Raw genomic sequence first — 21,503 nt, 5'->3', positions numbered from 1 at the left:
TTTCTAAAAAAATATCTCCCCACCATACGGTAGGGAGATAAATTACATATGAATCCGCAATTACTTATTAGCAATAGCTGCCTGTGCTGCTGCCAAACGTGCAATAGGTACACGGAATGGTGAGCAAGATACATAGTCAAGACCGATCTTGTGGCAGAACTCAACGGAAGAAGGATCTCCACCATGCTCTCCACAGATACCAACATGAAGTGCCGGGTTGACTGGCTTACCAAGTTTGATAGCAGTCTCCATCAACTTACCAACACCTGTCTGGTCTAACTTAGCAAATGGATCGTTCTCAAAGATCTTCTTGTCATAGTAAGCATCTAAGAACTTACCAGCATCATCACGAGAGAATCCAAATGTCATCTGTGTCAGATCGTTTGTACCAAAGCAGAAGAAGTCTGCTTCCTTAGCGATCTCGTCAGCAGTAAGTGCTGCTCTTGGGATCTCAATCATAGTACCAACTTCGTATTCTAATGTGACGCCTGCTGCTGCAATTTCAGCGTCTGCTGTCTCAACAACGACTTTCTTAACATACTTCAATTCTTCCACTTCACATACAAGTGGGATCATGATCTCAGGCTTAATGTTCCAGTCAGCATGCTCTTTCTGAACTTCGATTGCTGCACGGATAACAGCCTTTGTCTGCATCTTGGCGATTTCAGGATAAGTAACAGCAAGACGGCATCCTCTGTGACCCATCATTGGGTTGAACTCATGGAGTCCATCGATGATTGTCTTGATCTGCTCTACAGTCTTGCCCTGAGCATCTGCTAACTTCTTGATGTCTGCTTCTTCTGTAGGAACGAACTCATGAAGAGGTGGATCCAAGAAACGAATGGTAACCGGGCATCCTTCCAATGCTTCATAAAGAGCCTTGAAATCTCCCTGCTGATATGGAAGAATCTTCTCAAGTGCTGCTTCTCTTTCTTCTACTGTATCAGAACAGATCATCTCACGGAATGCTGCGATTCTGTCTTCTTCAAAGAACATATGCTCTGTACGGCAGAGTCCGATGCCTTCTGCTCCAAGTTCGCGTGCCTTCTTAGCATCTGCAGGAGTATCTGCATTTGTACGAACCTTTAACTTTCTATACTTGTCAGCCCAAGCCATTACACGACCGAACTCACCAGCGATGGTTGCATCAACTGTCTTGATCTCGCCATCGTAGATATTTCCTCATGTACCATCGATAGAGATGTAATCTCCTTCGTGGAATTCCTTGCCTGCAAGTGTGAACTTCTTGTTCTCCTCGTCCATAGCAATGTCGCCACAACCAGACACACAACAGGTTCCCATACCACGGGCAACAACTGCTGCATGTGATGTCATACCACCACGAACAGTCAGGATACCCTGAGAAGCCTTCATACCTGTGATGTCCTCTGGTGAAGTCTCAAGACGAACAAGTACGACCTTCTCGCCACGCTCGTTCCAAGCCTCAGCATCTTCTGCTGTAAAGACGATCTTACCACAAGCTGCTCCAGGAGATGCTCCTAAGCCCTTTCCAAGTGGTGTTGCAGCCTTAAGTGCTGCTGCATCAAACTGTGGATGAAGAAGTGTATCCAGGTTACGAGGATCGATCATTGCTACTGCTTCTTCTTCTGTCTTATGTCCTTCGTCAACAAGATCACATGCGATCTTAAGAGCAGCCGGAGCTGTTCTCTTACCATTACGGCACTGCATATGTTCCTATATTATAAACAGAATTTCAGGACTCTGCCAAGTACTTTATGCTCGAGGCATCTGCAGTATCTGTTCGAATGACCTTATATTTCAAATCCTATCCCTCCCGCAGCATCTGTCTTAAATCATCAAATGTTCCACTAATCGGTGCCACTCTATCAGTTCTTACAATACCTCTCTTTCTTCATAGTCACATTATATTCTAATTTGCATATCTTATATATCATTTCTGTATATAGAAAAAGTGTGCTTTACCGCACACTCTTTGCTATAAATATACTCTTAAATCACTACACAAATCAGTTTCCAAATTGATCAATTTCTTCGTGATTGCCTTTGCCCTATCATCCGCTGCCTTATACTGATTTAAATACCGACTCAAAGATTTCACTCCCATATTACATCCGTCCGTCATAAGTTCCGCAATGGTTTCATCCGATGTATTCATCGCAAGTCTCATATTCGTTTTGATCCAAGACATTCCTTGCGCCATTACGTTCGGCTCCTTAGTGACATGTATGAACATTTATTTTAGTTCAAAACTATAAAAATCTAGATATCCCTTACCCTTGTATTCAAAGTAAAGTGCACTATTCTTTTTTGGAACAGTTAAAGAGTCTTTTACACAGCAAAAATTCTTCTTGTCATTCACAACTATAGCGATCTTTCCTAGTATATTTTTCTTGTCAGCGTCATCGTATATGTAGAAATACCCATTAGCCTTTCCACGAATCTTTACAGAAATCGAATCCGGCTCATAGCTTTCAAAATCAAAATACCGAAATCCAGCAACAGCACCATCTTTCATATTCTGAATGTATTGGTTTGGATTGTCCTCGCGATCTAATCCGTCTTGCATAAAGGCTGGATGCTCTTTGTTTTGGACCAGTTTATGAGCAGACCAAGTCGGACCTTTCTTTGAATACAAATGACAGGCTATCCTTGCCTCATATTCACCAACTCCCATCAGAGGGCCGTCATTAAGACCGCAACTTGTAAGTTCGGCATATTCAAATTTTCCGTTTTTAAACTTTATCTCCTCTGCATACCCCTGTCTGGAAAACATATTTCTGGCAGTATGTCTATGTCCAAAAACATAATACCTGTCCTTTATCTTTTCTACACTACCATGATTATTTCCAATGTAATTCTTGACTTCGTATCCCAATGGCTTAGCATAACTTTTTGTAGATGTAAAGCCAAGAGGACCCACATCACCATTAGAAGTTAATACACCACCATAAGTAAAATCTCCATCTGGTCTGTCAGATACAGCCCAACACAACTCGTGACTCTGCACGGATGAATAAATAAAATAGTATTTATCGTCAAATTTTCTAATGGAATTTGCCTCAAAAAACTCATGGTTCTCAAAGCCCGTGCCTGCAGAATCCATTATATTTGGTAATAATCTAACCGGTTCTTGTTTCATCGTAAGCATATCGGTCTCAAGTTCCACAAAATAAGAACTATCTCTGAAATGTCGCTTATACTCACTCTTGGCCATTTTTTCCATCATAGGTCCCTGACCTGCGTAAAGATATACTCTGCCATCGTCTACAAGAATACCCGGATCAAACGGCATAAAATCCTGCGGTCTTCTCCCCCAGTATTCACCATTTTTATCCTGCACACAACCTAAAAAATGATATTTTCCAGCCGGGCTATCACACACAGCCACACCAATTTTGTTGTCGTTTTCAAGACCATAGTAGAGATAATATTTTCCATCTACTCCTCTTGCCACATCCGGAGCATACATCACCTTATCTCCATTTGCATTGTCAATATCCTGCGTCTTTTTATATATAACTCCTTCATATCTCCAATCAGCCAAATCATCAACTGGAGTTGACCATGCCACATAGTCATTTTCACAAAATCTTTTGCCATTAAACTTGTCATGAGAACCATAAATATATAATCTGTCCCCAAAAACATGTGGTTCTCCATCCGGCACATATTCATAACTTGGTAAATATGGATTAAATGCTTGCTTTTTCATGTTTGTTCTCCTTCTTGTATCACTGTCTTGAAATTTCACTGTAGTGATTTCTTACATCTGCTGATGGTCTCCTGTAATACCTGCATATTCCTCTCCTTCGTCATAGTCCTAGTATATCCTAATTTGCATATCGTATCAATCATTTCTGTATAAAAAACAGCCCTGCATTGAGTGCAGGGCTGACTCTCAAAATCCTTATTTGAATTTGAATTTTAAATTACTTATTAGCGATTGCTGCCTGTGCTGCTGCCAAACGTGCAATAGGTACACGGAATGGTGAGCAAGATACATAGTCAAGACCGATCTTGTGGCAGAACTCAACGGAAGAAGGATCTCCACCATGCTCTCCACAGATACCAACATGAAGTGCCGGGTTGACTGGCTTACCAAGTTTGATAGCAGTCTCCATCAACTTACCAACACCTGTCTGGTCTAACTTAGCAAATGGATCGTTCTCAAAGATCTTCTTGTCATAGTAAGCATCTAAGAACTTACCAGCATCATCACGAGAGAATCCAAATGTCATCTGTGTCAGATCGTTTGTACCAAAGCAGAAGAAGTCTGCTTCCTTAGCGATCTCGTCAGCAGTAAGTGCTGCTCTTGGGATCTCAATCATAGTACCAACTTCGTATTCTAATGTGACGCCTGCTGCTGCAATTTCAGCGTCTGCTGTCTCAACAACGACTTTCTTAACATACTTCAATTCTTCCACTTCACATACAAGTGGGATCATGATCTCAGGCTTAATGTTCCAGTCAGCATGCTCTTTCTGAACTTCGATTGCTGCACGGATAACAGCCTTTGTCTGCATCTTGGCGATTTCAGGATAAGTAACAGCAAGACGGCATCCTCTGTGACCCATCATTGGGTTGAACTCATGGAGTCCATCGATGATTGTCTTGATCTGCTCTACAGTCTTGCCCTGAGCATCTGCTAACTTCTTGATGTCTGCTTCTTCTGTAGGAACGAACTCATGAAGAGGTGGATCCAAGAAACGAATGGTAACCGGGCATCCTTCCAATGCTTCATAAAGAGCCTTGAAATCTCCCTGCTGATATGGAAGAATCTTCTCAAGTGCTGCTTCTCTTTCTTCTACTGTATCAGAACAGATCATCTCACGGAATGCTGCGATTCTGTCTTCTTCAAAGAACATATGCTCTGTACGGCAGAGTCCGATGCCTTCTGCTCCAAGTTCGCGTGCCTTCTTAGCATCTGCAGGAGTATCTGCATTTGTACGAACCTTTAACTTTCTATACTTGTCAGCCCAAGCCATTACACGACCGAACTCACCAGCGATGGTTGCATCAACTGTCTTGATCTCGCCATCGTAGATATTTCCTGTTGTACCATCGATAGAGATGTAATCTCCTTCGTGGAATTCCTTGCCTGCAAGTGTGAACTTCTTGTTCTCCTCGTCCATAGCAATGTCGCCACAACCAGACACACAACAGGTTCCCATACCACGGGCAACAACTGCTGCATGTGATGTCATACCACCACGAACAGTCAGGATACCCTGAGAAGCCTTCATACCTGTGATGTCCTCTGGTGAAGTCTCAAGACGAACAAGTACGACCTTCTCGCCACGCTCGTTCCAAGCCTCAGCATCTTCTGCTGTAAAGACGATCTTACCACAAGCTGCTCCAGGAGATGCTCCTAAGCCCTTTCCAAGTGGTGTTGCAGCCTTAAGTGCTGCTGCATCAAACTGTGGATGAAGAAGTGTATCCAGGTTACGAGGATCGATCATTGCTACTGCTTCTTCTTCTGTCTTATGTCCTTCGTCAACAAGATCACATGCGATCTTAAGAGCAGCCGGAGCTGTTCTCTTACCATTACGGCACTGCAGCATGTATAACTTCTTGTTTTCTACGGTAAATTCCATATCCTGCATGTCATGGTAGTGATTCTCAAGAGTCTCACATACCTGAATGAACTCTGCATATGCTTCTGGGAATTCCTGCTCCATCTGAGCGATCGGCATTGGTGTACGAACACCGGCAACTACGTCCTCGCCCTGGGCATTGATCAGGAACTCACCCATCAACTTCTTCTCACCTGTAGCAGGATCACGTGTAAATGCAACACCTGTACCGGACTCATCATTTAAGTTACCAAATACCATTGGCATTACGTTAACTGCTGTTCCCCAAGAGTAAGGGATGTCGTTGTCACGACGATATACGTTTGCACGTGGGTTGTCCCAAGAACGGAATACAGCCTCGATTGCTAACTTCAACTGCTCTACAGGATCAGAAGGGAAGTCCTGTCCTAACTGGTTCTTGTACTCAGCCTTGAACTGCTCTGCTAATTCCTTGAGGTCAGCAGCGGTAAGTTCAACGTCATACTGAACGCCTCTTTCTTCCTTCATCTTGTCGATCAACTGCTCGAAATACTTCTTACCAACTTCCATAACAACGTCTGAGAACATCTGGATGAAACGTCTGTAAGAGTCATATACGAAACGCTCGAACTTCGGATCAGGGTTACCAGCGATCATTGCTGCTACTACCTCATCATTCAGTCCTAAGTTAAGAATTGTATCCATCATACCAGGCATAGATGCTCTAGCACCGGAACGAACGGAAACAAGAAGAGGGTTCTTCAGATCGCCGAATTTCTTTCCGTTGATCTCCTCCATTTTCTTAACGCCTTCCATAGCCTGTGCCATGATCTCGTCGTTGATCTTGCGTCCGTCCTCATAATACTGAGTACAAGCCTCCGTTGTGATTGTGAATCCCTGTGGTACCGGAAGACCGATATCAGTCATCTCTGCAAGGTTGGCACCTTTACCACCAAGAAGATTACGCATGGTCATGTCGCCTTCACTAAACATGTAGACCCATTTGTTTGCCATTTTCAATTTCCTCCTAAAAAATACTTTGTGTCCTTCAACTCATTCGTATCTGAATGCATATGGAACACACCACTCCATGTGCTAAGCCGCACATAATTGATTTTAGCATAATTTCCAATTTATTCAATATCTAATCTTCTTTATTATGACAAATTTATCCAACAGACAGAGCCATCTTCTTCTCTTTCTTATTCACCTTCCATAAATAAGTAAGAATTCACACAAGCAAAAACCAGCTTTTCAACACCTGTTTGTGTAAAAAGCTGGTTTTTGATACATTATTTTTTAAAAACGATATTTACCGCTGCCGATATTTTTTATCTGTCCTTTCCAATAAACTGTTGCACTTGCATTACATGGAATTTGTACATCCAAGACATCCTGTGTCCATTCCACTGTAATCGGTCCTGCTTCGCTGACATAGGTACATTTGCATTGTGTCAAACGGTCATCCATATTTGGTCGGATAATAATGTGGGAATATCCTGGTGTATCGGTGTCGATACCAGCCACATAACGGCAGATCCAATCATAAACACAACCGAATGCGTAGTGATTATAACTGATATATGCGCCTGTATGTTTAGCATCGTCTGCATCCCATCCCTCCCAGATGGTTGTTGCTCCATGATCTACCTCATACAACCAGGAAGGTCTTTTATCCTGCCACAAAATCTCATATGCCAGTTTTTCTTCTCCCAACTGGCACAACACATCCATCAGATACGGCGTTGCTAAAAAGCCGGTATCCAGACAATTTCCATTCTTTTTTACCAAAGAAATCAGTTTTTCCTTATAAGCTTCTTTCAAATCATCCGGAACAAGATCAAATGCAAAAGCTAGCACATACGCCCCCATCAGATAATCTGGCAGCATATCCCGGCGGATAATACCCCCAACAATCGCCTGCTTCATTTTCGCAGCAATCCCACCATAATAGGAAGACATCTCTTCATCTTCTAAAATATGGCAGATTTCTCGCATTTTAACCATAGTCATATAGCCAAAGAATGGTGCAATATAGAATGCCGACTCTTTACACATGCCATACGGATCGCCGGTTGTATTCGGTCTGCTTGGCACCAGCCACTCTCCAAAATGGAATCCTGTATCCCATATTTTTTCATCATATTCCTTCGGAATCCCCCAGGTTCCTTCCTTCTGTGATGCAGTTCTTATAATATTATCTGCCCACTTTTTCATAGCATCATAGTTTTCAGTCAGTACACTGGTATCTCCTGTCATCTGATACATATCATATGGAACCCAGACAATGGCATCACTCCATCCTGCAACACCGGTAATATCCGCATCGCCAAAAGTCTGACAGACATTCCGAAGCATGCCATCATATAACTGCATATAAGGCGAAACAATCATAACCGTTCCATCTGCTGTCTGATCCATACGCACAGAGTGTAGCCAGCTTTTCAAAAATGGCGTCATCTGTTCATTCAACATTGCTGTTCTCGCATAAATCAGAATATCTCCCGTCCATCCGGCCTTTTCCCTGGAAGGGCAATCGGTAGGGACCGACATCATATTGCTGTACTGTGACCAGCGAATATTCTGGTAAAGACGATTTAAGCGTTCATCTGAACATACAAAGTCTCCCGCATTTTCTTTCTGGCTTGTCAATAAAACAGCCGTAAAGTCTTCCTTTCTTGCATCCGGCATACCGGTTACACGAATATAGCGAAAACCATGAAATGTAAACAACGCTTCATGTTCTATCGGTCTGCCATCCGATACCACGGTATCTTTCTGTGGTGCAAACATGGTATTAATATAATTTTCATTTTCATCCAATGTCTCAAAATATTCAAAAACAACTTGCTGTCCCTGCGGCACATCTACGTGGATTCTGGCTCTGCCTGCCATAACCTGACCAAAATCTACCACCATTTCCCCTGCCGGTGTCACCATAAGATCAATTGCCGGAATCAAACGGTAAGGAATGACCGGATCCAATGGTTGGGCCTTTAGAAATTCATACCCATAGTCCTTAATATTAACCGGCTGCTCTTCCTGTTTTTCCAGCGTAAAATCCTGTTTTTCCCCTTGGTAGAGATCCGAATAAACAATATAATCGGTCCGGCATGTCTCACTTCCATCTGAAAAAAACCACTCGCGGCTTTCATCCTCATATTCCACCCGCATCTGATAAATGACAGATGGTTCCTCATGGTGTTCTTTCATAACCGGTCTTGCCTGGGCACTAAAGTACCACCCATCTCCTACATACATTTCCAATATATTTTCTGCATCCTGTAAGAGTTCTGTTACATCATATGTCTGATAGTACATCAGACGATCATATGGTGTAAATTCCGGAGCCATTTCTCTGTTATCCGGTCTCTTTCCATTTACATATAACCGGTATACCCCATGAGCAGATGCATATAGAACTGCTTTTTTAACTTTCCGGTTCAACGAAATTTTTCTGGTAAACATAACCGCAGGATATGTTGCACCAAATTTATACTCATTAGCAGCTTTTCTTGTAAACGGACATTCCACCCAGCAGGCTTTCCAGTCCTTTTTATCCAAAAAGGCTGTAGTAAAAGCAGACGTCTTCTCTGCCATATCTCCATGATTATCCCAGACTTTGACACTCCAGGTGTAGTCCACACAGGATGCCAGCATATCTCCCTGGTATTTGATAAAATTCTGTTTTGGCGATACGACAATCCCGGAATCCCACACAGTCTTTTGCGCATCTTTTACAATAATCTGATACTTTTCCTGCAATTCGTTCTGTGCATCACTCTCTATCTTCCATGAAAATTCCGGCATTTCATCGATAACCGGTTGATTCCTGTGCAAAACTTTTAATTCGTGTAATTTCATACTATTCTAGTCCCTTTCCAACTTGTTCCAAAAAGCAAATGCCCGATCCACCCAGCCAACTGCCTCCGTATTTGTTCCCAATCCAAATCCATGCAACCCATGCTGCGGATGTTCATAACAATATGGTATCTGCAGCGTTTGTAATTGTTCTATGAACACCTGACTGTTCCATACCGGTACGGTTGGATCGTCTTCTGCCTGCACCACAAATGCCGGTGGATATGTTATATCCATATGTTGTTCAACATTATAAACGTCACACACCTTCTGGCTATGATCCTTTCCCAGATAACCGGAAAGCATCATAGCGCGAATAGGAAGCGGTGCCAGGGAGACTGTCTTCCATACATCAATCATAGGATATGCCAGGAGGATGATATCCGGTTTTGACACCTGATATGCAGCATACCCCAGTTCCGGTGTGCCCCAGCAGGCTGCCAGATGTCCACCTGCCGAAAAGCCTCCAACTGCATAATGTTCCATATTGATTCCCAGTGTATCCTGATGTTGCATCAGGAACTGGCAGGCTGCACCCATATCCTCCATTGGACGTGGAAACAAAGCCTTGCCATCTGCCACCCGATAATTCAAGCAAAAAGCGTCTACGCCAAGTTCAGCCAATCTGGCTGCCACCGGAAAGGATTCCACCATAGAACAAACACTTCCATAAGCGCCACCTGCTGCAAGAATAATCGTCTTTCGCGACCCATTATTGCATTGTTTTGCAGGAAAATAGATTAGTTTTACACATTCCTTATCCGGACTTTCCTGCACTTCTTTGGAATCGTACACATCAAATAACACCTGACCGCCAGATGCACAGATTTGTTCCAATTGGCGCAGACCATATACCATATCCTCGGCTGCCCAGGTTGGATTTTTCTGTTCTATCTCTTTCAGACATGTAGCATCTTTTTTAAAATTCCCGGCGCCATCTCCCACCTGATTATAAATAAAATAAGGAAACAAGGTTTTTAAATCCTTATGTTTTCTAAGGTCTTCTACCTTCGTATTCTCTGTAATCATCAACGTAATCCCTTCTCTCTCAGTTCCTTCTGAATTTCTGCGATTCCATTTTTCTCCAGATCTATCTTATAAAAACATAATGCTGCAAGGGCAAATAAAATAGCCGGATAGAAGCTGGACAATATGCGAATCATGAAAATGGCAGAAACCGGCTGACTTACCAGCGTCTCGGCAGAACTGCTGACATATCCTGACACCGCCAGCATAACGCCTGAAATACCTGCTGCCAGACCAATACCTATTTTTCCACCCATAGTAGCGGCTGATGAGATTGTTCCATCCATCGGTTTTCCACAACGATACAATGCATAATCACAGATTTCACCGGTCAATGGGATTAAAGAAATTGTAAACGGTACCACTGCTATACTGGCAACGGATTTCGCTAACATAAATAGTGCAAGATTATCGTTGGCAAAGAAAATAATCGTATGTCCAACAGCTGCAAGAAGCATACCACCAACAACGCAGTTTCGTTTTCCAAATTTGTTCATCATTGGCACAGCAAATGGAAGTAGGAAAATCATAATCATTCCCGGCAGATTGATGAGTGTCGTAACCCCCACATCATGGAACACATATTTTGCATAATAGGTTGCCACTGGTGCAGATGTCAAATTGTAGAGAATTGTCCCGAGTGCAAGGAAAATAAAATACTTGTTATGTAATAACTCATGTAAAGTCTCTTTCACCGGCTGTTTTTCTACCAACTGTTCCTTAGATCTTTCCGTAACTGTCTCTCGAACACAGGCAACGCCAATAATGGAAGCCACAATAGACATAACGGCAAAAATTAAGGTTGCCGTAGTATATGCTGCCTGGCTCTCGTGCATAGCAGATAAAATCTTCGGAACCACCAATCCGATAATAACAACAGGAACCAAAGTACCATAAGCAGAAAATACACCGAGTACACCTCGCTTTTTAGAATCTGCAGTCAAAAGGTTGTTTAGCGTTCCACAGGAAACACTTGCCATAGTTCCGAAGAATGGATTGGCAAGAAAATACATACCTGCACAAAATGCCACCTTTGCGCTGGTAGATAGCGATGCCGGACAAGAAAATAAAAGCATGATCGATACACCAATTCCTATGCCGCCTGCTAAAACCCACGGACGAGCCTTTCCTAATCTGGTATTGGTTCTGTCCACAATCATTCCCATAATAATATCTGTCACACCATCAGTAATCTTTGTAATCATGAGAATCATTGCAACTGCACCCATAGAAATTCCTACTGTATCTGTATAATACAAATTGATATACCCAGGTACATATCCGGTTGCGACTGCACTGACCATAGCGCAGAACATGATTCCGATTTTCTGATTCGCACCTAATTTTTCTGTCATTGTAACAGTTTCATCTAATTTTTCTTTTTTCATTCTTCTTCTCCTTTTTGATACTGATCCTCCGGTATAACAAAATCAAAAAATTCCACATCTTCTTCTGTTTCCCCTAACAGAATGCGGCGAAAGATTCTGCCATCCACCGGAGATTCCCATTTTTCCTGTGTACTCGCAATATTGCCTCTTATATTTGCAATCATCCTTGCCGGCATATCTGCCGGGAGTTCCACATCGTCATGGGCAGAAAAGACTCGTGCAATCGGCAATGCCTGCAAAGCCGCCAGATGCTGCAAATATATCTCTAATGGTGTCCAATCAGACATGCCATACAATACTCTCCGTGTAACTGCATCGCCCCCAAACAAGGTTTTTGTCATGGCATCATAAAACACATAACATCCTCTTGTGTGCCCCGGCACATGAATTGGCAATATCTCCCGGTTTCCGAGCGAAATTATCTGTCGATCCACCAACGGATGCAATTGGTAGGGAAGTTTGCTATCCTGGTATCCAGCAGGATCCGGGGCAATACCGCCGCCACAGGCAAGAGCCCAATCCTCTTTTGCCATATAGACCTCTGAAAACTGTGCGTTGCATCCTATGTGATCGATATGGCCATGAGAATTGACCATAATAACCGGCAGCCCAAAAGTTGTTTCTATACTATCCCGAAAAGCAGGATTCTCCGGCACCGGACTATCTATCACCATAACTGCGTGACTTCCGGTTACGACCCAACTTTGCATAATGGCTCCTCCTGCCGTCTGTCTCTGCATCCATCGTTCTGTTCGCAAGGCATAAATTCCATTACCATACTCTGTAAAATAAATCTCATCCATGCTGTTTTATTTCTCCTCCTTCTCCCAGATGGAGGCAACCAATTCTTCTATCTTTGCACTAATATAGGATCCTGACCCCTCCAGATCTGAACGATTTGTCATAAACACAACCTCCAGGTCATCTGCAGGGCTGATAAAAAAATGGGTTCCAAATGCACCACTCCATCCATAAGTACCTTCTGATACTGCAAATCCACCTTTTTCCTTGTCCTGTCGGATCTTCATTCCCAGCCCCCATACAAATCCCTGTTCTGGCTCTAAATGTTCTTTTGGTGCTTCTGTATGTAACAGTTGTACAGTCTCCGGTTTTAATATCCGCTTACCGTGATAAGAACCTTCATGCAACAACATATCACCAAAATGGTCATAATCATGCAGTGTGGAAAATAATCCACCGCAGCCATGTTCAAAAAGTATTTCTTTCTGATGCATGATGCCCTGCATATCTTTTTTTGTTCCTGTAACATTTACCAGTTTGTCTTTCTTTCTTTTATAAACATCTACCAAACGTTTTTTCTGTTCATCGTTCAAAAAGAACGTTGTATCTTTCATGTCAAGCGGCTGGCAAATCTCCTTTTGCATAAAGTCTTCAAAAGGCATCCCTGATACTACAGAAACCAGGTAACCTAAAATATCAAAGCCTGCCAGTGGAGAATATCCTGTTCCTCTTCCCGGCTGGAAGTCCAGAACATAATCTGTATAATGCAGCACAAAATCACGCAAGTTGTCATACTGCTTCTTTTCTTTCATAAGAGCCAGCAGACCTACCAGCCCCTGCTGCAGACCGGAAGAATGAGAAAGTAAATCCCGTATCGTAATCTCACGTTCAGCGTCTGTTCTCTTCACTTTATTCATAGAAAAGGTCAACAGCAAAAGTGGTATCTTTTTCATCTTATCCATAGAAAATTCATACCGTGGATCCTCCATAACCTGCATTCCGGCAAATTCCGGAATATATCTTGATAATGGAGCATCGAGTTCCAACAATCCTTTTTCGATACAAATCATAACAGCCACAGCAGTAATGCACTTTGTCATAGACATCAGTCGATATATGCTGTCCTCTTTGATTTCTTGATTCGTCTCACATCTGCTATATCCCCACCGGTTCTCGTACAGGATCTCATCCCCCCTGCGTACCAAAAGTGCTGCTCCTGATATCTCCTGATTTTTCACATAATCTTGCATGACTTCATTGATTTTATCCATCCCCATGATTTTTCCTCCCTGTATAGTATTATTCTAATAATTCCGGTTATCATCTGCACATACCATCTTGCTCAAAAATCATATAATTTTGCGTTTTGTTTCAGTTCCTTTTTATTCTCATACATCATCTTATCCGCCTGCTCTATCATTTCCTGCAAGGTAGTTTTATCGCTGGCTTGTGCATATCCCACGGCAATCTGAAAAACAAAACGATGTTCCTGCTGTCGAATCCTATCCCATTCCCCTTGTAATTCTTCCAGCATACTCGCAAAGGAATCTTTTGAAATATTTAAAAGTAAAACAACGAATTCATCCCCGCCGATGCGGTAACAACACCCATGAGGTTCTAAAATTTTACGGATGCTTGCTGCTGCTTTCATAATATAATCATCCCCGACCCTGTGCCCCAGGATATCATTACATTGTTTCAGATTATTCAGATCCATCATAAGAACATAGGACGCTGCATCTGTCTTAGAATTTTCCATCAGATACTCTTCATAGGCTGACCGGTTATGTAGCCCTGTCATCTCATCTATATACGCAAGCTGCTTGTAAAGTTCTCCCTCTTCAGCCTGCTTCAATTTATGATTACCCATCCAGACGGTAATCAAAAACAACATAATATCAAGAACCAACAAAGCAAACAGATCCAGATGGGGAAATAATAAAACCCCTAGTATGGTGAGCAGACTCTTTAGTTTCTGCCCCAGATTCAAATGTTTGTAGTGAAGACACAGACAAATGGCAAAAACCAGACACAGACCTGCAAAAACCATATAAGAAGCATACATACAGGCATCCAGTGAAAGTACACCGATCATATGCAGACACAAAATGCCAACAAAAAGCAGATTCATTGCTCTTGTTAACATAGTTGCATGCTTTTTCTTCATATTGGTATTGCATTGCATAAAGCCAATAAAAGGCGTCACGCACAAAATCCCTTGTAGAACTGACAAGTACAGAAAACCCATAGCATTATCATACATAATGGTGGTCATTCTGAAATCATTAACCTTCACCAGGCTAAACAAAATGCAAAACTTTCCAAAATATAAATTACCACTAACTGCCTCTATTCCCGGATCCAATGTCTTAGATAACATGATAGAAATAGCACCTAATATAATCGTTATGGTCAGTATGGTCATACGCGTCATCTCATCTTTCAGAATCATGCGCATAAAACCGTCACCTGTACCATAATAGAACTGTATATTTTTAATTTCATCCTTACCGGCTGTCACAAGCACCTGAATTTTTTTCCCTCCATCTGTTTGCTTGAGAGGAACAGATATCATGTAATCTCCTGTGTCCGAGAAATACCATCCATCCTCTTCTTCAATTTTCGGAGATTGATATATGATGTGATAATCTTTATAAATGGTGACGTTAGCATTGCGCACATAACCATACAATGACATACGGTCATCCGGCAACTGTGGCAATGTATAATAAAGAATCTTCGTTTGTATTTTTTCCATCATGTGTCTGTCTTCTGCTATTTGTTCCTCTTGCTGCAGGTGCAGAATGTTGCAAATCAGCTCCTCATTCCACATATCATATAATCGGGTTTTGCCAATGACGATTCCTACCATAATCACACATAGTCCTAGCAAAACCATATACAAAATGTCCACACCTTTTAATTTTTTCTTCATAACGTTCTATCTCACCGCCTCCAAGCCACTCCCACATCCCTGATCCTTTTTATTTTAACTACTCTTTTTGGGACGGTTTCTCCCTTTCTTGCCCTAATTTCATAGAATGTTGCGCAATCTCATCAGGCTCAAAAAAGCGCAACATTCTATGACAGAACAGCAATTTTCTATGGCTCGTCCTCATATTTCCGCCACTATAATCACAGAGTAACCATATAATTACTATTTTAGAAAGGGGTTTTCATGAAAAGGAGAAGAAAACAACTATGCAGCATCCTATTTGCTGCTGTCATGGTATTCATGACATTCGGAACCTGCGTAAATGCACAGGAAGTCACTAATACAACAACCATCAGACGTAACACGACCTGGTCCGAAGATACAGACATCTACGGAACCTGCGTTGTAAATTGGGGAAAGTGCCTGACGATTCCTGAAAATGTAACCGTGACCATCCATGATGGTGGAGCCTTGCAAGGCTGGGGAGATATCATTGTCAAAGGACGAATCATCGTAGAAGCAGGTGGACACTTCTACCGTCACGAATATGGTGTTTACCAGCAGACAGTTGGACCGGAGTCTGACATCAAAGGTAGTATCTATATCCCGGTACTAGCCATCAAATGTGGTTCTGTTATCATCAGTTCCGATGCACTGACCATCACTTCCGGTTCTGCCGTAAGAGCAGCTCGTTCCAGTTTGAGACCATGGTTTGAAAAATGGAACTTAGAGGCTGAAGCCGAACTTATGTACATGAATGGTGTCACAACCAATGTGCCAATTGTTTGTCCTGACTACACTACTAATCCAACCACTGATTTTTCCCGTCTCATTCTAGGACTCAACGCTTCCAACAATCAATTGAACTTAGATGGGCTTTCTACCTACTACTGGATTTATGACTCCGTCAACGGTGGTGGAAAATGGTATAAACTGGATGGATTCAAGCTCATGTCTGATGGTAACCCTTCTGATCTGTCCGGTGATGACCTGACATTGTACAATGCTTTTGCAGCTGCATCAAGACAAAATGAACCTGCGCCAACGGAAGATGAGGCAATCGTATTACGCAATCAGGTCTATGACACTAGCCGTGATACCAGAAACACCTATAATTTATTCATTCCAAAAAATGCGCCAAAGAATCGGCCAGTTTCACTTATCCTCTACACCCATGGAGGAAGCTGGATTAGTGGTAATAAAGAATCCATGGACTATGCCTGTGGCAAAATGACACGTCAGGGTTATATCACTGCAGATATTGATTACCGTCTCTTTGAAGCAGAACGCAATGCAGCAACCAGTATGAATGACATCATGGATGATATGCAGAACTGCATCAACACCATTGTTGCACAGGCAGCCGAACTCGGTTATACCATTGATTCCGTAGCTACTTCCGGTTATTCTGCCGGTGGGCACTTGGCTCTTCTATACGCTTATAGCCGTACCAATAGTGCCTGTGTACCTGTTAATCTGGTATTTGAGCAGGTCGGTCCAGCCGACTTATGTCCAGAGGCCTTTGCTCCGGGCGTGATGTCTTCATCATTGACTTTTAACGCATTTGCGCAGAAACTAATTCCAAATTATCAAAACATGTCTGATGCAGAAAGAAAATCTGCACTGGCAGAGATTTCACCAATCTCTTATATTTCGCCACAGGCAGTACCTACCATCATGGTATATGCAGATGAAGATATCATCGTCGGCAATATACATGGTGCACATATGAACGATGCATTAGCATCCAACGGCATAGATTATGCCTACCTGTATATGCCTCGTTCCAATCATACCTGCGAGTTTGATAGTGCTGTAATGGATCAATTCTGGAATACCACGTATCAGTATGCCAATAGCTATCTTCATAGATAAAACACTTCATGCTACATAACAAAAACAAGCGTCCGGTCTAAAGCCGGGCGCTTGTTTGTTATTTTTCTACACTTGTTATCCTGCCATATGGATAACAAGTTCTGTTATCTTATCTAATTGTTCCTGTACCGTCTGTATGCATTCATCAATATGCACATTATTGTTTTCTGCTTCAGATACAGAAGCAGATACTTCCTCACTGCATGCTGACAAATCCGTCGATTGACTGGAAATGCTATAATTCATCTTATCCATATAATCCATCTGCTCACGTATCTTGTCCATACTGCTGCGGAACTGATTAAATTCCTTTTGCAATTCATCAAAATCCTCTACCATGACAAGAATAGATGCACTCTGCTGATTTGTCACATTATTATTATCCGTTATCTGTGTATGAACGATATCCGTTCCATCACACAATTCATTCAAAAGATTAGAAATGTTTTCTGTAGCTTTTTTTGTCTGTTCTGCCAGCTTACGAATCTCTTCTGCCACCACTGCAAACCCTTTGCCAACCTCACCTGCCCGTGCTGCCTCAATGGATGCATTTAGGGCTAAAAGATTTGTCCGCGAGGAAATATTGAATATCGTATCAGTAATCGTACGAACCTCCTCCGTTTTGTCTTTTAACTGTGCAGATGCTTTTTTCATATTTTCACCAGTCTGCATAGACTGCTTCTCCTGATCCACAATCCGCGTCAGTACACCTGCGTTTTTATCAAAAGCTTTTGCTAACTGGTCAATATAGGTATCCGCCGTAGAGACCGTATCGTTTGTATGTACAATCACTTCCTGTATTTCTCCAGCCATCTCTGTTAGTCTTGTCGCAGCACCTACCGTTACTTCATTCCCTTCGCCAATACTCTTCATATTCTCGTCAGAAATAGAAGTTGCTTCCTTTACATTCTGCAGATTTTCTTTCAGGGTATTCACTTCCTGGACAACTCCCTTTGCCTCATTTTTGAGTTTTCTTGCCCTGTCCTGATCATGGCGTGCGGCCTCAGCAATCTCACACATGTTTTCTGTGTTCTGCTTTACCAGGCACCAGATTGTCAACTGTGCAAAAATAAGGCACATAAGCAATGGTGTAAAAACCATGGAGATGAATGCCTCTTTTGCTCCTCCTTTTGCCACAAACTGCACATAAAAAATGGAATCAATAAGATATACTATGTTCATAGCTCCCACAAATTTACGATTCTGATATAGCATAGATACCATCACAACTACAACAGCTGTAGGCAGTTCACGTACGCCACTGATATTTAATCCCACAAAATAGATCAAAGCATATGCAACAACCGATACCGGTAGAAAAAGCTTTTTTCCTTTTTCCAGATTTGCTGTCACAATAACCAACAATAAAGCAACGACGCTGCATATACTGAATATTCCAAAAATTGTTTCACCTTTTATGGCACGTACAATTGCGGTAAATAATCCTCCGGCGCTATATAAACACAATATGCCTACAAAAATCCTATTTGCCCTTGTCTCTTGTAGTCTGTTCATAGTTGTACCTCCCACACTATGCAAAATCATCCAATGACCACGTATCCATCCATTTTATGTACGGTCTGTCTCCATCGAAAAAAATGGGAAGCCAGACATAATCTGCGATTGCTGTATTCTCTATCACTGCCTCTCCCATCATATCTGGACTGATTTCATCCCTACGCCCCGAAAACAAAAGTTCAAAAATCCGACTGTAGTTTTCATATTTCCGATCCATATGTTCCGGCAGCCAGCGATCAGCACACGCAATATACAAATCCTTTTTTCCTTCCACCTTGAATACGGATGAAATTTGGGAATGAAAAGAAGTCTTACTCTCATCCTGTCTGTGAATAAGTCCCAGTTCTCTATATGGACCATGCCAGGTATCTGCCACTGCCACCTCGGATGGATTCGGATAATAGCCCGTCGTTCCCGAAGTAATCAGGTAATGCTTTCCATTTCGCATAAAGTGCGCTGGTGCCTCTCTTACAAAAGGCGGATATAGTCTCGGAAAATGGGTACTGTAATACCCCGTCACATTCGTATAATCCTCTGTTAAATCTGCGCAGATCAGTTCACTATGAACCCTTTCAAAATAATAGTATGCCTTTCCATCCTCTGCCACAGCCAGATCAAAGTCGCCCGCACTCATTCCCAAAGGACGTAATCCCGTATGAATAATCTGATAAGGACCTAATATATCGTCTGCTTCCAAGATTGTTTCACTCTGACTTCCATCCTTTTCCATGATTTTGAGCCAACAGATAAATTTTTTTCTTTTTTGATTGTAAATGATATGCGGTCTGTCCATGCAATTTTCAGGATATAGGGGAGACTCCGGATTTTCCGTATCTGGCGGAATAATGATGCCACAGTCCTCCCAATTATATAAGTCAGAGGATTTATAACACCTTACCCCCCAATGCCAGATACCATTTTTTCCGTCCGTTTTTTCCTTGTTCTCCCCGTACCAATAATAAACATGTTTCAGGCAAATCACAGAACCTCCATGTGCCTGGATACGTTTGCCATTGGTATCGAGCCACACACCACCCGGTATAAATTCTCCCATTTATTCATCCTCCAAACGAAAAGGAGCTTCCATCCCTTCTTCCAAAGTCTCACCTGTTTTCCTGTCTACGCGAACCTTTCGCATTTCTTCGGGTACACACCCATCTTCTACCCATGCCATCAAAGCACGCATACCATCCGACTCTGTCAGACCAGGACCATTCCCCTGACAGTTCCCATGATTATCCCCCGGCGTGATGTAAACACGCAGGAACTTGTCCAAAGCTTTCCAACCACCAAAATGCTCCTTAACTTTCTGCAGATAATCTAATGTGCCATCTACCGGAATCAGAGGATCATCTATACCATGATCTATCATCAGTTTTCCTCCACGTTCAACAAATGCATCAATAGCCGGATTATCGCCCAGATTGTCAGAAAACTTTTCCAATCCTGTATCATATAAAGTTTCATATTGTTGTCTTGTCATTTGTTTAAAATTGTCTTTCGGATGATTTGTAATCCATCGTATATAAATCGGTCCTAATGCAAACGGCTTAATCCGATGTCCAAAAAGTGGATAGTAATAGGTGCCTATTGGAATTACACATTGCCAGTTCTGTACACCCGGGCGGAATCCATACCACATCTGTTCTCCATTTGCCCTTCGCGGTCCATCCAGAATGTCTTTCATAACCGCGGCATCCTTGTCCGTAATGATACCACCTTTTGTCTTCGTTCCCACATACCTGTATGGATCAAATTCCTTGCATGTATCCAGATGAAAATACTTGTCCCGTCCACCATTTTCATTCCAGACCGCCTCCAAAAAGAACTGATTCTTTTTTGCATTCAGAAAATGGTTCTGTTCCTGCATCACAACTTCCGGCCAATAACCACCCATCAGAAACTTATGCCAGTTAATTGCCGGACAGGATGCCCACACGCCATCATAATCCTCCGGATAATTCTGCACCTCCATCAGACACTGTCTGCCACCGCCAGAACCACCATTCATATAAGAATAGCGTATAGGACGGTCGTGTAAAATCTCTGTCACGGCTTTTCCAAACATTGTCATGTTATGTGTACTGCGCAAACGCCAGTTTTCATATAAATCCTGTTGCAATTCACCTGTCTTAGAATCAATCGTGTGGTCATTCCAGCCTTCGATATTTCCTGCATACATGGTGGCAGCTGAAAATCCATTCATGACAGCAAATGGTACGGTCCAGCCTCTCTGGGTATTATTGGGTCTGGTCAGGTACCCCCTGCCACCTATACCGGTTCCACCACCGGCGGTACCAGCAAAGCGGTCATTCCAGGCCAAAGGGCTCCAGACGATAAGCTGTTCTTCATAATCACCCGTCTTATGAAAGAGTTCCACCTCGTAATAAGGCGGCAGATTCTCAATTGGCTTACCTCCACCAAAAAACTTCTCAATCAGGCTTACCTTTGCCTGATATCTGCCGGTATCATTAAAAGACACCTGAATCCGGTTAAAAACTTCGTCTGGAAATCTACATTCTAATTCCTTTCTGATGTAGGATACCTCTGCCCTCTTTTCTATGCCTTCTGTGTTTTTCAATGTTGATGTGTCAAAAAATTGGATTTTATCTTTTTCCAGCATGA

13 protein-coding genes and 1 pseudogene are annotated in these 21,503 nt (G+C 42.4%); 1 reads left to right on the top strand and 13 read right to left on the bottom strand.

Annotated elements, in window-relative coordinates; all coding sequences use genetic code 11:
- Positions 1-60: 60 nt before the first annotated feature.
- The 10 genes and pseudogenes from ppdK (H8R94_RS10300) to H8R94_RS10255 form a co-directional block, all read right to left on the bottom strand.
- Positions 61-1,689: pseudogene (ppdK, locus tag H8R94_RS10300) on the bottom strand (pyruvate, phosphate dikinase); the annotation flags it as partial.
- A gap of 268 nt (positions 1,690-1,957) precedes the next feature.
- Complete coding sequence (locus H8R94_RS10295; protein WP_186854601.1) at positions 1,958-2,182, bottom strand: DEAD/DEAH box helicase family protein; 225 nt, start codon at positions 2,180-2,182, stop codon at positions 1,958-1,960.
- Positions 2,183-2,215: 33 nt separating this feature from the next.
- Positions 2,216-3,694 carry a family 43 glycosylhydrolase gene (locus H8R94_RS10290; protein WP_186854600.1) on the bottom strand — a complete coding sequence of 493 codons (1,479 nt, stop codon included), beginning with the start codon at positions 3,692-3,694 and terminating at the stop codon, positions 2,216-2,218.
- 217 nt (positions 3,695-3,911) lie between these two features.
- Positions 3,912-6,548, bottom strand: a complete 2,637-nt coding sequence (gene ppdK, locus H8R94_RS10285) for a pyruvate, phosphate dikinase (protein WP_118535626.1) — start codon at positions 6,546-6,548, stop codon at positions 3,912-3,914.
- A gap of 285 nt (positions 6,549-6,833) precedes the next feature.
- Positions 6,834-9,398, bottom strand: a complete 2,565-nt coding sequence (locus H8R94_RS10280; RefSeq protein WP_186854599.1) for a family 78 glycoside hydrolase catalytic domain — start codon at positions 9,396-9,398, stop codon at positions 6,834-6,836.
- 6 nt (positions 9,399-9,404) lie between these two features.
- On the bottom strand, positions 9,405-10,424 hold the full coding sequence (locus H8R94_RS10275) for an alpha/beta hydrolase (protein WP_186854598.1): 1,020 nt from the start codon (positions 10,422-10,424) through the stop codon (positions 9,405-9,407).
- Positions 10,424-11,809 carry an MFS transporter gene (locus tag H8R94_RS10270; protein ID WP_118282617.1) on the bottom strand — a complete coding sequence of 462 codons (1,386 nt, stop codon included), beginning with the start codon at positions 11,807-11,809 and terminating at the stop codon, positions 10,424-10,426. The genes H8R94_RS10275 and H8R94_RS10270 overlap by 1 nt, the downstream gene beginning before the upstream one ends.
- The gene (locus tag H8R94_RS10265; protein WP_118282621.1) at positions 11,806-12,612 is read right to left on the bottom strand and encodes an MBL fold metallo-hydrolase; all 807 of its coding nucleotides are present in this window, start codon (positions 12,610-12,612) and stop codon (positions 11,806-11,808) included. The genes H8R94_RS10270 and H8R94_RS10265 overlap by 4 nt, the downstream gene beginning before the upstream one ends.
- A gap of 6 nt (positions 12,613-12,618) precedes the next feature.
- Positions 12,619-13,827 (bottom strand): serine hydrolase domain-containing protein, encoded by a 1,209-nt coding sequence (locus H8R94_RS10260; RefSeq protein ID WP_118282624.1) that lies wholly within the window; start codon positions 13,825-13,827, stop codon positions 12,619-12,621.
- 65 nt (positions 13,828-13,892) lie between these two features.
- Positions 13,893-15,308 (bottom strand): GGDEF domain-containing protein, encoded by a 1,416-nt coding sequence (locus H8R94_RS10255; protein WP_186854597.1) that lies wholly within the window; start codon positions 15,306-15,308, stop codon positions 13,893-13,895.
- Positions 15,309-15,728: 420 nt separating this feature from the next.
- Between H8R94_RS10255 and H8R94_RS10250 the strand changes: the two genes are divergently transcribed.
- Positions 15,729-17,360, top strand: coding sequence for an alpha/beta hydrolase (locus tag H8R94_RS10250; RefSeq protein WP_118282629.1), 1,632 nt, complete (start codon positions 15,729-15,731; stop codon positions 17,358-17,360).
- Positions 17,361-17,435: 75 nt separating this feature from the next.
- Here the strand turns inward: H8R94_RS10250 and H8R94_RS10245 are convergent, their stop codons facing one another.
- Genes H8R94_RS10245 through H8R94_RS10235 form a run of 3 tightly spaced genes read right to left on the bottom strand, consistent with a single transcriptional unit; the run spans position 17,436 to position 21,501 of the window.
- On the bottom strand, positions 17,436-18,875 hold the full coding sequence (locus H8R94_RS10245; RefSeq protein WP_186854596.1) for a methyl-accepting chemotaxis protein: 1,440 nt from the start codon (positions 18,873-18,875) through the stop codon (positions 17,436-17,438).
- A 16-nt stretch (positions 18,876-18,891) separates the two neighbouring features.
- On the bottom strand, positions 18,892-19,932 hold the full coding sequence (locus H8R94_RS10240) for a family 43 glycosylhydrolase (RefSeq protein ID WP_118282634.1): 1,041 nt from the start codon (positions 19,930-19,932) through the stop codon (positions 18,892-18,894).
- On the bottom strand, positions 19,933-21,501 hold the full coding sequence (locus H8R94_RS10235) for a tannase/feruloyl esterase family alpha/beta hydrolase (protein ID WP_118282637.1): 1,569 nt from the start codon (positions 21,499-21,501) through the stop codon (positions 19,933-19,935).
- Positions 21,502-21,503: the final 2 nt, after the last annotated feature.

This window comes from Roseburia lenta (assembly GCF_014287435.1).
GTDB classification, from domain to species: Bacteria; Bacillota; Clostridia; order Lachnospirales; family Lachnospiraceae; genus Pararoseburia; species Pararoseburia lenta.
This window is presented reverse-complemented; position numbering and strand designations above follow the sequence as displayed.